General features: G+C 71.3%; 12 protein-coding genes. 1 reads left to right on the forward strand and 11 read right to left on the reverse strand.

Annotation, left to right across the window (positions count from 1 at the left end; translation table 11 throughout):
- Positions 1 to 162: 162 nt before the first annotated feature.
- The 9 genes from pssA to WDV06_RS13815 all read right to left on the reverse strand — a co-directional run bounded on the left by pssA (position 163) and on the right by WDV06_RS13815 (position 11156).
- Positions 163 to 1023: a CDP-diacylglycerol--serine O-phosphatidyltransferase gene (pssA, locus tag WDV06_RS13775; protein ID WP_245692688.1), complete on the reverse strand. Its 861-nt coding sequence runs from the start codon at positions 1021 to 1023 to the stop codon at positions 163 to 165.
- Positions 1010 to 1666 (reverse strand): phosphatidylserine decarboxylase, encoded by a 657-nt coding sequence (locus tag WDV06_RS13780; RefSeq protein WP_045951332.1) that lies wholly within the window; start codon positions 1664 to 1666, stop codon positions 1010 to 1012. Before WDV06_RS13780 ends, pssA begins: the two co-directional genes overlap by 14 nt.
- Positions 1667 to 1852: 186 nt before the next feature.
- Entirely contained in the window at positions 1853 to 3058 is a 1206-nt protein-coding gene (locus WDV06_RS13785) for an acyl-CoA dehydrogenase family protein (protein WP_395509998.1), read from the reverse strand.
- 2 nt (positions 3059 to 3060) lie between these two features.
- Positions 3061 to 3573, reverse strand: coding sequence for a MaoC family dehydratase (locus WDV06_RS13790; protein ID WP_395509999.1), 513 nt, complete (start codon positions 3571 to 3573; stop codon positions 3061 to 3063).
- A 3-nt stretch (positions 3574 to 3576) separates the two neighbouring features.
- Complete coding sequence (locus WDV06_RS13795; protein WP_395510000.1) at positions 3577 to 4551, reverse strand: HpcH/HpaI aldolase/citrate lyase family protein; 975 nt, start codon at positions 4549 to 4551, stop codon at positions 3577 to 3579.
- On the reverse strand, positions 4548 to 6599 hold the full coding sequence (locus tag WDV06_RS13800; protein WP_395510001.1) for a protein meaA: 2052 nt from the start codon (positions 6597 to 6599) through the stop codon (positions 4548 to 4550). Before WDV06_RS13800 ends, WDV06_RS13795 begins: the two co-directional genes overlap by 4 nt.
- Positions 6600 to 6629: 30 nt before the next feature.
- Positions 6630 to 7967, reverse strand: a complete 1338-nt coding sequence (ccrA, locus tag WDV06_RS13805) for a crotonyl-CoA carboxylase/reductase (protein ID WP_395510002.1) — start codon at positions 7965 to 7967, stop codon at positions 6630 to 6632.
- A 392-nt stretch (positions 7968 to 8359) separates the two neighbouring features.
- Positions 8360 to 9175, reverse strand: a complete 816-nt coding sequence (locus WDV06_RS13810; protein WP_395510003.1) for a TetR family transcriptional regulator — start codon at positions 9173 to 9175, stop codon at positions 8360 to 8362.
- A 178-nt stretch (positions 9176 to 9353) separates the two neighbouring features.
- The gene (locus tag WDV06_RS13815) at positions 9354 to 11156 is read right to left on the reverse strand and encodes a 3-hydroxyacyl-CoA dehydrogenase family protein (RefSeq protein ID WP_395510004.1); all 1803 of its coding nucleotides are present in this window, start codon (positions 11154 to 11156) and stop codon (positions 9354 to 9356) included.
- 495 nt (positions 11157 to 11651) lie between these two features.
- Here WDV06_RS13815 and WDV06_RS13820 point away from each other — a divergent pair, with 495 nt between their 5' ends.
- Positions 11652 to 12221, forward strand: a complete 570-nt coding sequence (locus WDV06_RS13820; RefSeq protein ID WP_395510005.1) for a HEAT repeat domain-containing protein — start codon at positions 11652 to 11654, stop codon at positions 12219 to 12221.
- A 35-nt stretch (positions 12222 to 12256) separates the two neighbouring features.
- Here the strand turns inward: WDV06_RS13820 and WDV06_RS13825 are convergent, their stop codons facing one another.
- Both WDV06_RS13825 and WDV06_RS13830 read right to left on the reverse strand, forming a co-directional pair.
- Positions 12257 to 12697: a RidA family protein gene (locus WDV06_RS13825; RefSeq protein WP_395510006.1), complete on the reverse strand. Its 441-nt coding sequence runs from the start codon at positions 12695 to 12697 to the stop codon at positions 12257 to 12259.
- Between the two features lie 23 nt (positions 12698 to 12720).
- Entirely contained in the window at positions 12721 to 14325 is a 1605-nt protein-coding gene (locus WDV06_RS13830) for an alpha/beta hydrolase (protein WP_395510007.1), read from the reverse strand.
- Between the last annotated feature and the right edge of the window lie 225 nt (positions 14326 to 14550).

Genomic DNA, 14550 nt, shown 5'->3' on the forward strand with positions numbered 1-14550 from the left:
CGCCGGGTGTCGGGCTGGCGGTTTTCCGACATCAAGCCCAGCCCTCCCGGGGGCCGGCCCACCGCTGCGCGCAGCCATGGCCGGCCCCGGCACGGGCCCCGGGGACGGCGAAGGCCCCGGGGTCACGTGGGACCCCGGGGCCTTCGGAGGAGAGCGGCAGCGCTACGGCAGCTGCGCCGCACGGGCCTCGCGCCGGTTGTGGCGGAACGTGTTCGCCCGCCGTGTCGTCGCGAACAGCGGGATCGTCGCCGCGAGGGCGATCTGCAGCGCGCACCCGGTCTGGAGCAGCAGCTGGCCGCCCGGCGCGTCGAACGCCCAGGCCGCCAGGAGCCCCATGGCCCCCACGATCCAGCTGAGCATCGCCGCCGCGAGGACCCCCCGCGGCTTCGGGTACTCGACCCGGCTCACCATCAGCCAGGCCACGCCCACGATCGCCAGCAGCGTCGGGACGAACGGCAGCTCCAGCAGGACGATCGAGACGACCGTCAGCGCGCCGAAGGGGCTCGGCATGCCCTGGAACATGCCGTCCTTCATCGTCACGCAGCTGAATCTCGCCAGGCGCAGGACCACGGCCAGCAGGACCACGATCGCCGCCAGCGCCGACACCTTCTGGTGCGCGTCGTCGGCGACCATCCCGTAGACCAGCACGAAGTACGCCGGCGCGAGGCCGAAGCTGATCAGGTCGGAGAGGTTGTCCAGCTCGGCGCCCATCGGGGAGCTGCGCAGCTTGCGGGCCACGATGCCGTCGAAGAGGTCGAAGACCGCCGCGAGCAGCATCAGTATCACCGCGGTCGCCGCGCTGTGCCGGGCCATGCCGGACTCGCCGCTGCCGGTGAGGTGCGGAATGAGGATCCCGGTGGTGGTGAAGTACACCGCCATGAATCCGCAGGTCGCGTTGCCCAGGGTGAGCGTGTCCGCTATCGACAGCCGCAGCGAGAGCGGCATGTCGTCCTCGGCGGACTCCTCCGGGGCGGACTCGGGCACCCAGCCGGTGGCAGGAGTCTCGGGGTCAGTCACGGTCAATTCGGGTCACCCCCGCGGTGGTGGCCTGACCGACCTCGACCGCGACCTCGACGCCCTCCGGGAGGTAGATGTCGACGCGGGAGCCGAAGCGGATCAGACCGATGCGTTCGCCCTGCTCCACCTTGGTGCCGGCCGGCAGGTACGGGACGATGCGACGGGCGACGGCGCCGGCGATCTGCACCATCTCGATGTCGCCGAGCTCGGTGTCGAAGTGCCAGACGACGCGCTCGTTGTTCTCGCTCTCCTTGTTGAACGCCGGGACGAACCCGCCGGGGATGTGCTCCACGGACGTCACCGTGCCGGCCAGGGGCGCGCGGTTGACGTGGACGTTCAGCGGGCTCATGAAGATCGCGACGCGGGTGCGTCCGTCCTTCCACGGCATGATGCTCTGCACCACGCCGTCGGCCGGCGAGATGACGCGGCCCTGGGCGATCTCGCGCTCGGGGTCGCGGAAGAACCACAGCATGCCCGCCGCGAGCGCGGTGGTGGGCACGGCCACAGCGGCCCAGCGGCCGGACTTGCGGGCCCGGGTCAGGCTGAGGGCCGCGGTGGCAACGGTCGGCAGAAGCCACGGCGATGCTCCGCGCGCGAGGCGTACGCCGAGTCGGCTGTCGCGAGGTGCAGAGGTTTGGCTGTGGGGCATGGATGACCTTCGTAGCGGGTGATTGCCGCGCCGCAAACGGGGGGACGGGACGGCGGCTTTACTGGAATGCTATCGGTTGCGCGCAACAACTGGGCAAGCCAGAAGCCGAGTCGATGCCCCCCAGCCAGTGACTGCCAGTGATCCTCCCACGGAAAACCGTGGGAAGAATCACCGTAAAAGGGACTTTCAGCCCTGGAGTCGGTACTCCTCCAGCAGGCGGCGCCCGATGATCATTTTCTGGATCTCGGCGGTACCTTCACCGATCAGAAGCATCGGGGCCTCCCGGTAGAGACGCTCGATCTCGTACTCCTTCGAGAATCCGTAGCCGCCGTGGATGCGGAAGGCATCCTCGACGACCTCCTTGCAGTATTCGGAGGCGAGGTACTTCGCCATGCCGGCTTCGAGGTCGTTTCGTTCCCCGGAGTCCTTTTTGCGTGCTGCGTTCACCATCATGGCATGGGCCGCTTCGACCTTGGTAGCCATTTCGGCCAGCTTGAACTGGATGGCCTGGTGCTGGGCGATGGCCTTGCCGAAAGTGTGACGTTGCTGGCCATACGAGACACCCAGCTCGAACGCACGCTGCGCGACGCCGCAGCCACGGGCCGCCACGTTGACGCGGCCGACCTCGACCCCGTCCATCATTTGGTAAAACCCTCGGCCGGTCTGGCCCCCGAGGACCCGATTGGCCGGAATGCGCAGTCCGTCCATGATCAGCTCGGTGGTGTCGACCCCCTTGTAGCCCATCTTGTCGATCTTGCCCGGGATGGTCAGGCCCGGACGGACCTCCCCGAAGCCCGGCTCCTTCTCGACGAGGAAGGTGGTCATCGACTTGTGCGGGGCCGTGCCCTCGGGGTGTCCTTCGTCACTCCGGCACAGGACCGCGACCAGCGTCGAGGTGCCGCCGTTGGTCAGCCACATCTTCTGGCCGTTCAGGACGTACTCGTCGCCGTCCCTGACCGCCTTGGACGTGATGGCCGACACATCGGAGCCCAGCCCCGGCTCGGACATCGAGAACGCGCCGCGCACCTCGCCCAGCGCCATGCGCGGGAGGAAGTACTCCTTCTGCTCCTGCGTGCCGTGCTGCTTGAGCATGTACGCCACGATGAAGTGGGTGTTGATGATGCCCGAGACGGACATCCAGCCGCGGGCTATCTCCTCGACGCACAGCGCGTAGGTGAGCAGCGACTCACCCAGGCCGCCGTACTCCTCCGGGATCATCAGGCCGAACAGACCGAGCTCCTTGAGCCCGTCGACGATCTGCTGCGGGTACTCGTCGCGGTGCTCCAGCTCGGTCGCGACCGGGATGATCTCCTTGTCGACGAACTCCCGGACGGTCTTCAGGATCTCCTGCTGGACGTCCGTGAGCCCGGCGGTCTGGGCGAGTCGGGCCATGGCTACTTCCCCTGTTCCTTCAGCTCGGGCCGGCCGGGCTGTTCGCCGCCGCGCGCCTTGATGTACGTCTCGGTCGGGACCATCACCTTGCGCCGGAAGACGCAGACGAGGGTGCCGTCCTGCTTGTAGCCCTTGGTCTCCACGTGGACGATCCCGCGGTCGTCCTTGGACTTCGACGGGGTCTTGTCGAGGACCGTGGTCTCGCCGTAGATCGTGTCGCCGTGGAAGGTCGGCGCCACGTGCCGCAGGGACTCGATCTCCAGGTTGGCGATGGCCTTCCCGGAGACGTCCGGCACCGACATGCCCAGCAGCAGGGAGTAGACGTAGTTGCCCACGACGACGTTCTTGCCGAAGTCGGTCGTGTTCTCGGCGTAATTGCTGTCCAGGTGGAGCGGGTGGTGGTTCATGGTCAGCAGACAGAAGAGGTGGTCGTCGTACTCCGTGACCGTCTTCCCCGGCCAGTGCTTGTAGACCGCGCCGACCTCGAACTCTTCGTACGTGCGTCCGAACTGCATGGCCTAGGCCTCCGGGATCTCGAACTTGGTGGTGCGCTGCATACCGGCGGCCCGGCCCTTGCCGGCGATGACCAGGGCCATCTTGCGGCTGGCCTCGTCGATCATCTCGTCGCCCAGCATCGCGGAGCCCTTCTTGCCGCCCGCCTCGGAGGTGCACCAGTCGTAGGCGTCGAGGATCAGCTCGGCGTGGTCGTAGTCCTCCTGGGAGGGGGAGAAGACCTCGTTGGCCGCCTCGACCTGGCCGGGGTGCAGCACCCACTTGCCGTCGAAGCCCAGGGCGGCGGCGCGGCCGGCGACCTCGCGGTAGGCGTCCACGTCGCGGATCTGGAGGAAGGGGCCGTCGATCGCCTGGAGGTTGTGCGTCCGGGCCGCCATCAGGATCCGCATCAGGATGTAGTGGTAGGCGTCCGCCGGGTAGCCGGGCGGCTGCATGCCCACGACCAGGGACTTCATGTTGATCGAGGCCATGAAGTCGGCCGGGCCGAAGATGATGGTCTCCAGGCGCGGCGAGGCCGCGGCGATCTCGTCGACGTTCACCAGGCCCTTGGCGTTCTCGATCTGCGCCTCGATGCCGATCTTGCCGACCTCGAAGCCCATGGTCTTCTCGATCTGGGTCAGCAGGAGGTCGAGCGCCACGACCTGCTGGGCGTCCTGGACCTTCGGCAGCATGATGCAGTCGAGGTTCTGGCCGGCGCCCTCGACGACCGTGATGACATCGCGGTACGTCCAGTGGGTGGTCCAGTCGTTGACGCGCACCACGCGGGTCTTGCCGGTCCAGTCGCCGTTGTTCAGCGCGTCCACGATGGTGTGGCGGGCGCCTTCCTTGGCGAGCGGCGCGCAGGCGTCCTCCAGGTCCAGGAAGACCTGGTCGGCCGCCAGGCCCTGGGCCTTCTCCAGGAACCGGGGGTTGGAGCCCGGCACCGCGAGGCAGGAACGGCGCGGCCGCAGCCGGTTCACGGGGGACGTGGGCGTGGTCATGCGGAGACCTCCAGGGGGTCGAGCTTGTTCGCTTTCCGGATCTCGTCGACGATACGGCCGATGATCTCCGTGATACCGAAGTCCTTGGGTGTGAAGACGGCGGCGACTCCGGCCGCCTTGAGCGTCACGGCGTCGGCGTTCGGAATGATGCCCCCGACGATGACGGGGATGTCGGCCGCCCCCGCCGTGCGCAGGCGTTCCAGGACGTCCGGGACGAGCGCGCTGTGCGAACCGGACAGGATGGACAGTCCCACGCAGTGCACGTCCTCGGCCAGTGCCGCCGTCGAGATCTCCTCGGGCGTCAGCCGGATGCCCTGGTAGACCACCTCGAAGCCGGCGTCACGGGCCCGGACGGCGATCTGCTCGGCGCCGTTGGAGTGCCCGTCCAGGCCGGGCTTGCCGACCAGCAGGCGCAGCCGGCCGGAGCCCAGCTCGTCCGCGGTGCGGGCGACCTTCTCGCGGACCAGGGCCAGCGGGGTGCCCTCCTCGGCGGTGACCGCCACCGGGGCCGAGGAGACCCCGGTCGGGGCGCGGAACTCGCCGAAGACCTCGCGCAGGGCGTTCGCCCACTCGCCGGTGGTGACCCCGGCCCGGGCGCACTCCAGGGTGGCCTCCATCAGGTTCTCGGTCCCGGCGGCGGCCTCCTTCAGCCGGTCCAGGGCCTGGCCGACGGTCGGGAAGACGAACGGGTCGCCGTTGCCCTGCCGGTCCGAGGCCTCCTGGCGCTCGGCGCGCCAGCGCCGGATCCGCTCGACGGTGAGCTCCTCGACCGCCGGGTCGACCGTCATGATCGCCCCGTCGAGGTCGGCGGTGAGCGGGTTCTCCTCGGTCTGCTGGAAGCAGTTCACCCCGACGATCCTGTCCTCGCCGGACTCGATCCGGGCGCGCCGTTCGGCGTGCGAGGAGACCAGCTGGGACTTGAGGTAGCCGGACTCGACGGCGGCCATCGCGCCGCCCATCTCCTGGATCCGGCCGATCTCGGCCAGGCAGTCGGCGACCAGGGAGTCGACCTTGGCCTCGATGACGTGCGAGCCGGCGAAGATGTCCTCGTACTCCAGCAGGTCGCTCTCGTGGGCGAGGACCTGCTGGATGCGCAGCGACCACTGCTGGTCCCAGGGGCGGGGCAGGCCGAGCGCCTCGTTCCAGGCGGGCAGCTGCACCGCGCGGGCGCGGGCGTCCTTGGAGAGGGTGACGGCCAGCATCTCCAGGACGATGCGCTGGACGTTGTTCTCCGGCTGGGCCTCGGTCAGGCCGAGGGAGTTGACCTGGACGCCGTAGCGGAAGCGGCGCTGCTTGGCGTCCTCGATGCCGTAGCGCTCGCGGGTGACCTGGTCCCAGATGCGGCCGAAGGCGCGCATCTTGCACATCTCCTCGATGAAGCGGACGCCCGCGTTCACGAAGAAGGAGATCCGGGCGACCACCTCGCCGAAGCGCTCCTGGGGCACCTGGCCCGAGTCGCGCACCGAGTCCAGGACGGCGATCGCCGTGGACATCGCGTACGAGATCTCCTGGACCGGGGTGGCCCCGGCCTCCTGGAGGTGGTACGAGCAGATGTTGATCGGGTTCCACTTCGGGATGTGGTTGACCGTGTACGCGATCATGTCCGTCGTCAGGCGGAGGGACGGGCCCGGCGGGAAGACGTGCGTCCCGCGCGAGAGGTACTCCTTGACGATGTCGTTCTGGGTGGTGCCCTGGAGCTTGGAGATGTCCGCCCCCTGCTCCTCGGCGGCCACCTGGTAGAGCGCCAGCAGCCACATGGCGGTGGCGTTGATCGTCATCGAGGTGTTCATCTGCTCCAGGGGGATGTCCTGGAACAGCCGCCGCATGTCGCCCAGATGGGAGACCGGGACGCCGACCCGGCCGACCTCGCCGCGGGCGAGGATGTGGTCCGGGTCGTAGCCGGTCTGCGTCGGCAGGTCGAAGGCCACCGACAGGCCGGTCTGCCCCTTGGCGAGGTTGCGGCGGTACAGCTCGTTGGACGCCTCGGCCGTGGAGTGGCCGGCGTACGTCCGCATGAGCCACGGACGGTCTTTCTGGCGCTCTGTCATCTCAGGCTGTCCCTCGGGTCCTTGGGCGTCTCAGATGTTGCGGAAGCGGTTGATGGCGTCGAGGTGCTTCGCACGCATCTCGTGGTCGCGGACGCCCAGGCCCTCCTCGGGGGCGAGCGCGAGGACGCCGACCTTGCCCTGGTGGAGGTTGCGGTGGACGTCGTAGGCGGCCTGGCCGGTCTGCTCCAGGGAGTAGGTCTTGGAGAGGGTGGGGTGGATCTTGCCCTTGGCGATCAGGCGGTTGGCCTCCCAGGCCTCGCGGTAGTTCGCGAAGTGCGAGCCGATGATCCGCTTCAGCGACATCCACAGGTAGCGGTTGTCGTACTCGTGCATGTAGCCCGAGGTGGAGGCGCAGGTGGTGATGGTGCCTCCCTTGCGGGTGACGTAGACGGAGGCGCCGAAGGTCTCGCGGCCCGGGTGCTCGAAGACGATGTCGATGTCCTCGCCGCCGGTCAGCTCGCGGATGCGCTTGCCGAAGCGCTTCCACTCCTTGGGGTCCTGGGTCTGCTCGTCCTTCCAGAACCTGTAGCCCTCGGCGTTGCGGTCGATGACCGCCTCGGCGCCCATGGACCGGCAGATCTCGGCCTTCTCCGGGGAGGAGACGACGCAGATCGGGTTGGCGCCGCCGGCCAGCGCGAACTGGGTGGCGTACGAGCCGAGGCCGCCGCTGGCGCCCCAGATCAGGACGTTGTCGCCCTGCTTCATGCCGGCGCCGTTGCGCGAGACCAGCTGGCGGTAGGCGGTGGAGTTGACCAGACCCGGGCTCGCGGCCTCCTCCCAGCTGAGGTGGTCGGGCTTGGGCATCAGCTGGTTGGACTTGACGAGGGCGATCTCCGCCAGGCCGCCGAAGTTGGTCTCGAAGCCCCAGATGCGCTGCTCCGGGTCGAGCATCGTGTCGTTGTGGCCGTCCGAGGACTCCAGCTCGACCGACAGGCAGTGCGCGACGACCTCGTCACCGGGCTTCCAGGCGTTGACGCCGGGGCCGGTGCGCAGGACGACGCCCGCGAGGTCGGAGCCGATGATGTGGTACGGGAGGTCGTGGCGCTTGGTGAGCTCCGAGAGGCGGCCGTAGCGCTCCAGGAAGCCGAAGGTGGACAGCGGCTCGAAGATCGAGGTCCACACGGAGTTGTAGTTGACCGAGGAGGCCATGACGGCCACCAGGGCCTCGCCCGGGCCGAGTTCCGGCACCGGGACCTGGTCCAGGTGCAGGGACTTGCGGGGGTCCTTGTCGCGGCTGGCGAGACCGTCGAACATCTCGGTCTCGTCCTTGTGCACGGTGATCGCGCGGTACGAGTCGGGCAGCGGCAGCGCCGCGAAGTCTGCGGCGGTGGCGGACTGCGACTGAATCGCGTCCAGGATGTCCTTCACGGTGTTGCCTCCGGCTGAGCGCTGTTTGAGGGTGCGCTGAGGGGTACGCGTTGCGTGCGTGGGAGCTGTGGTGGGTGCTGCGGGGTGCCGTCGGTCCGGCGAGCGGTGGTGCGGCCGCGCCTGTGGTGGGGCGGGCGGGGGGCCTGGTGACGCAGGCATCCGGGGCGCGTTCCGTGCCGAGTGGGCGTGGACCGCGGGGACGTCCGGACGAGTTCAACGTATGGCACCCCGTGTCACTCGGCAAGGCACTGCGTGCCAAAAATTTCTCTCATTTGCCTACTGACCTGCGCAGATGAGCGATGATCGATCAGAGTTACCCACGAGTAGGGGCAAGCCGGACAAACGAAAGCGGCCGCCCCCGAACCGGGAGCGGCCGCTGTGACGCGAGTGACCTACTTGTTCTTGAGCGCTTCTTCGATGGTCCGCATGACCTCGTCGAGCGGGGCGTCGGTGCGGGCCACCGCGACGAGCACCTCGCCCTCGGTGCGCACCGCCGTCTGCGGAGCCGCCGGAGCACCGCCCAGGGACCGGCCGGCGCCGATCCCGGAGCCGAAGGTCCTGCGGACGATCGCGAAGGCGTGGTCCAGCTGCGCCTCCACGTCCCCCTGGCCCCCGGCCCGCAGCCAGCGCCGCAGCACGTGGTTGTGCGCGGTCACCACCGCCGAGGCGGCCACCTCCGCCAGCAGCGGGTCGTCGTTGCCGTCGTGGTGGTCGGTCTCGTCGAAATGGGCCAGCAGGTAGCGGGTGAACAGCCGCTCGTAGCGGGCCACCGAGGCGATCTCCCGCTCCCGCAGCGCCGGCACCTCACGGGTCAGCCGGTAGCGCTCCACCGACACCGCCGGCGAGGCGGCGTACATCTTCATGACTTCCTTGATCCCCCGGCACACCGTGTCGAGCGGGTGCTCGTGCGCCGGGGCCACGTCCAGGACCGCCTCGGCGCGGATCAGGGTGTCGTCGTGGTCCGGGAAGATCGCCTCTTCCTTGGACCGGAAGTGCCGGAAGAAGGTCCGGCGGGCCACCCCGGCGGCCGCGGCGATCTCGTCGACCGTCGTGGCCTCGTACCCCTTGGTCGCGAACAGCTCCATGGCCGCCGCGGCGAGCTCGCGGCGCATCTTCAGGCGCTGGGCGGCCGCCCGGGTGCCCGCCGTGCCCTCCGGGGCGTCGGAGGCCGAGGCGGAGCGGGGTGAGGTCTTGGCGGGCTGGGACATAGAGCGAAAGTACTTCATCCGGGCGGGCGCGCGCGCCGGAGGGGGGTGGGCGGGGGGTGGATGCGGGGGAGGGCCCGCACTGGGCTCGGGAGGGTCTGTCCGCCGTGAGGGTCCGGCGGACCCGAGCAGCCCTCCCCACGCATCCTGTTCGGGGCCCGGCGGCTGAGGGGGTGTCCCCCTACCGGCGGGCGTACTCACGGAATCCGCGGCCGGTCTTCCGGCCCAGGCAGCCCGCGGCGACCAGGTGCTCCAGCAGCGGCGACGGGGCCAGGCCCGGGTCGCGGAACTCCTGGTGGAGGACCTTCTCGATGGCCAGCGACACGTCCAGGCCGACCACGTCGAGCAGCTCGAACGGGCCCATCGGGTAGCCGCCGCCCAGCTTCATCGCGGCGTCGATGTCGTCGAGGCTCGCGTAGTGCTGCTCGACCATCTTGACCGCGTTGTTCAGGTACGGGAACAGCAGCGCGTTCACGATGAACCCCGCCCGGTCGCCGCAGTCCACCGCGTGCTTGCGGACCCTGCCGCAAACCTCGCGCACCGTGGCGTGGACGTCGTCGGCGGTCAGGACGGTCCGGACCACCTCGACCAGCTTCATGGCCGGAGCCGGGTTGAAGAAGTGCATGCCGATCACGTCCTGCGGGCGCTCGGTGGCCCGCGCCACGGCGATCACCGGCAGCGAGGAGGTGGTGGTGGCCAGCACCGCGCCCGGCTTGCAGACCTTGTCCAGGCCCGCGAACAGCTGCTGCTTGACCTCCAGGTCCTCGGCGACGGCCTCCACGGCCAGGTCCACCTCGGCGAAGGCCTCCAGCGAGCCGGCCGGGGTGATCAGGTCCAGGGTCTGCGCGGCGGCCTCCTCGCTCAGACGGCCCCTGGACACCGCACGGTCCAGGGACTTCCCGATCGCGGCCTTCGCGGTCTCCGCCTTCTCCTGGCTGCGGGCCGCCAGCACCACCGGGTAGCCGGCCTGCGCGAAGACCTGGGCGATGCCGCTCGCCATGGTCCCCGAGCCGGCGACGCCGACCGAGTGGACGGGGCGGCCGGAGCCCAGCAGGGAGCCGTCCAGCGGGGTCTGGAGGTCGCGGACGACCACCGGGCTGCCCGGGGCCTCGTACGTGTAGAAGCCGCGGCCCGCCTTCTGCCCGGTCAGGCCCGCCTCCACGAGGTGGCCCAGGATCGGGGCCGGGGCGTGCAGCCGGTCGCCGGAGGAGGCGTACATGGCCTCCAGGACCGTACGGGCGGTGTCCACGCCGACCAGGTCGAGCAGGGCGAGCGGGCCCATCGGCAGGCCGCAGCCCAGCTTCATGGCCGCGTCGATGTCCTCGCGGGAGGCGTACTTGGCCTCGTACATCGCGGCGGCCTGGTTGAGGTAGCCGAAGAGGAGGCCGTCGGCGACGAAGCCGGGCCGGTCGCCGACCGCGACGGGCTCCTTGCCCAGCTCCCGGGCCAGGGCGGTGACCGCCTCGACCGCGGCGGGCGAGGTCAGCACGCTGGAGACGATCTCGACGAGCTTCATCGCGGGGGCCGGGTTGAAGAAGTGCATGCCCAGGACGCGCTCGGGCCGCAGCGACTCGGCGGCGAGCCGGGTCACGGACAGCGCGTTGGTGCCGGTGGCCAGGACGGTGTCGGGCCGGACGATCGCGTCCAGCTCCTGGAACACCCGGTGCTTGAGGTCGTAGTCCTCCGGGACCACCTCGATGACCAGGTCGGCGTCGGCGGCGGCGGAGAGCTCGGTGGAGGTGCGGAAGCGGGCGAGGACCTGCCCGCGCTCCTCCTCGGTCAGCTTCTCCTTGGCCACCGAGCGGGCCGTGGCGGCCGCGAGGGCCCCGGCGGCCCGGCGGACGGCCGCCTCGCTGACGTCGATGCCGACGACCTCACGGCCGGCCCGGGCGAGGACCTCGGCGATGCCGGTGCCCATGGTGCCGAGACCGACGACGGCGATGGTGTGGGGGGAGGAGGGACTGGACGTGGACGGAAGGTCCATCGCGGGACTCCAGTGGAATGAGGGTGACGACTGAGGAAGGCGCGCGCGGCGCACGGTGCGCGCGGGGTGCCGTACGGCACGGTGGTGCGGGGCGTGCGGGAACGCGGAGGGCGACGCCGTGCACGGGGCCGTGCGTCGTCGACGCGGTGCGTGGAGAGCCGTACGGCGTGCCGCGCCGGGCTCCCGCCGTTCGGGGCGGAAGCCGGGTGGTCGCGCCCTGAGAGCGGGCGCGGCGGGCCTGGCGGCACGACCCTGTCCCGGGGTCCTGCCGTGCGTACGGGTGGTGCGGTGAACCGACTGGCACGGGGCGGCTGCGTCACCAGGCCGGTCCCGTGCGTGTGTAAAAGACAGTAACTCGGCGGTAACTCGTGCGCCAGAGCGCGGAGATGTGACCTGTACCGCCCAAATGTACCGATCATCGATGATCGATCAGCCGGGCGGGGGAACTCGGCCGAAGCGGGCGTGGCGCGGCCCCCGGAGCCCTAGGGTGGCCGCGTGAACGAGGTACTGGAGCGCCTGCGGGCGGAGGCGGACGGATCGCCCGGGTACGAGGCGCTGCTGGCGGCCGGACCGGACGGGCTGGCCGCCTCGCTGACAGCGGCCGGCCAGCCCCTGTGGGCCCGCGAACTGGCCGCGTACCGGCTGGGGATGGCACGCGACCGCCGGGCGTTCGAGCCGCTGGTCCTGCTGCTCAACCACCGGGACCCGGCGCGTTGCGAGGCCGCCGCGCAGGCCCTGGGCGTGCTCGGCGACCCCCGCACCGCCCGCGCCGCGGCCGCCCTCGCCACCAATACCCTGCGCACGGCCTACGCCCTGCATCCGGTGCGGCTGCTGGCCGCGCTGCGGGCACCCGAGTCGGCCCCGGCGCTGATCTCGACCCTGTCGCGGCTGCTCGCCCCGCACGACCCCTACTGGCGGGTGGCCCTGGCCTGCGTCGAGGGGCTGGGCGCCCTGGCCGACGCCCGGGCCCGCGACGTCCTGGTCCGCGCCCAGGCCCACCCCAGGCTGGCCCTGGCGGCCACCGACGCCCTGAACCGCCTGATGGCCCACCACCCCGACGCCTAGGGCGTACGAGCCGTCGGGCTCCGCGGGCGGGAGCCTCAGGTCCGGGCCGGGACGATCGCGAAGGCCTCCACCTCCAGCAGGAGCTCCGGACGGAACAGCGCGGCGACCTGGACCGCCGAGGAGGCCGGGAGGAGGTGCGGGGCGATGACCTCGTCGCGGGCCGCCCGGACCGCCGGGAGGTGGGCCACGTCCGTGACGAAGTACGTCAGCTTCACCACGTCCTCGAAACCCGCCCCGGCCGCCGCCAGGCACCGCCGCAGGTTCTCGAACACCTGGCGGGCCTGCGCGGCGGCGTCGCCCTCGCCCACCACCTCGCCCTTCTCGTCGAGGGCGCACTGCCCGGAGACGGCCACGAACCGTCCGGTGCCCCAGACGACGTGGCTGTATCCGGTTCCGGGGGCCACCCCCTCCGGCGCGGCGATCCGGGCGAGGTGGCCGCCGTCGTGCGCGGCGGGAGCGAAGGCAGGCTGCGTCATGTGACGATCTTGCCCGCCGGAGGTCAGCCCCGGAAGCCCAGCAGCCCGTGCAGGGCGGCGCCGCCCGCCGAGGACGGGACCGCCCGGGTCTGCGTCGTCGGCTTCGGGGCGGGCTGCGCCGGGCAGGTGGCGTCGGAGGCCTGACCCGTCCTCAGGTACGCCGCGAGCTTCTCGTCGAGGCACTTGTTGCCCGCCAGCGCGATCCCGTGGTTGCCCCCGCCCTGCTCCACCACCAGCGCCGAACCCGCCAGCCGGTGCCGCATGCCGACCGCGCCCTCGTACGGGGTCGCCGCGTCCTCCGTGGCCTGGAACAGCAGCGCGCCGGGGAGCGCCGTGTTCGTGACGTCCGGGGCCTGGAGCGGCTCCGTCGGCCAGAACGCGCACGGCGCGTTGTACCAGGCGTTGTTCCAGGTCATGAAGGGCGCCTTGGCGTGCGTGCGCCACATGTCGGCCCGCCACCTGTTCCAGTCCTTCGGCCACGCCGAGTCCCGGCACTGCACCGCCGTGTACACGCTGTAGGAGTTGCCCGCCGAGGGCTCCACCGCGCCGAACCGCTCGTACGCCGCCACCAGCGGCTTCGGGTCCCCCTTCACCGCGTACGCCGCGAATGCCTCGGCCAGGTGCGGCCAGTAGCCGTTGTAGTAGCCGCCCGGCATGTAGGTGTCCTCCAGCTCGGACGGCCCCACCTTCCCGCCGGCCGGGGTCCCGCGCAGCGCCTCGCGCATCCCGTACCAGCGCCGCTCCACGGCGGCCGGGTCGGTGCCCAGGTGGTAGGCGGAGTCGTACTGGGCCACCCAGGCCAGGAACGCCTTGTGGCGGGCGTCGAAGGCCTGGTCCTGGGCCAGGTTGTCCTCGTACCAGACGCCGCCGGGGTCGACCACGGAGTCCAGCACCAGCCGGTGGACCCGGTCCGGGTGCAGCTTGGCGTACACCGCGCCCAGGTAGGTGCCGTAGGAGTAGCCGAAGTAGCTGACCTTCGGCGCCCCCAGGGCGGTGCGCAGCACCTCCAGGTCGCGGGCGGCCGAGACGGTGCCGACGTACGGGAGCACGTCCGCGTGCCTGGTCCGGCAGGACTCGGCGAAGGAGCGCACCCGGTCCAGGTTGGCCTCCTCGGTGGCCGCGTCCAGTGGCACCGAGTCCGGCCGCACGGGCTTGAAGTGCCCGGCCCCGCAGTCCAGCGCGGGCTCGCTCCTGCCCACGCCCCTGGGGTCGAAGCCGATCACGTCGTACTCGGCCGCCACGTCCTTGGGCAGGGCCGCCGCCACGAACCCGGCCAGGGCGCGGCCGCTGCCGCCCGGACCGCCCGGGTTGACCAGCAGCGGGCCCTGGAAGGAGGAGGCGGGGGAGGTGTGCGGGACCCGGGTCAGGGCCAGGGAGATCTGCCGCCCGGAGGGCCGCTCGTGGTCGAGGGGGACCCGGAGGGAGGCGCACTGCAGCGTCGGGTAGCGGGGCGTCGCGCAGCCGGTCCAGCGCAGGCCCGCGGCGGCCGGGGCGGGCGCGGGCGCGGGCGCGGCGGCGGTGACGGGGCTCGCGAGGGCGGCGGCGACCGTGGAGATCGCCAGCAGCAGTGCGGCGCGCCTCTTCACGGGGCCGCGCTGCTTCGCGGGGTGCGGTACGGGGTGGAGCATGGGGCCTCCCAGCCGAGGGGTCTGGGCGGAATCGTCCCGGAAACCGGGCCCGGAAAGCGGGATTGGGGCGCCTATTGGCCCGATGTGATGACCCGTCGGGCGGCGTCCGGGTCAGGGGAGGGCCCGCCGCGGCCCCGGCCGCCCGGGACCCGGAGGGGTCGACGGCCCCCGCCGGGCCCGCGCGCCGCCCCCGCCCGGGACGGCGGACGGAGTACCCCGGGTGTG

This window comes from Streptomyces racemochromogenes (assembly GCF_044129415.1).
Taxonomy (GTDB): Bacteria; Actinomycetota; Actinomycetes; order Streptomycetales; family Streptomycetaceae; genus Streptomyces; species Streptomyces racemochromogenes_A.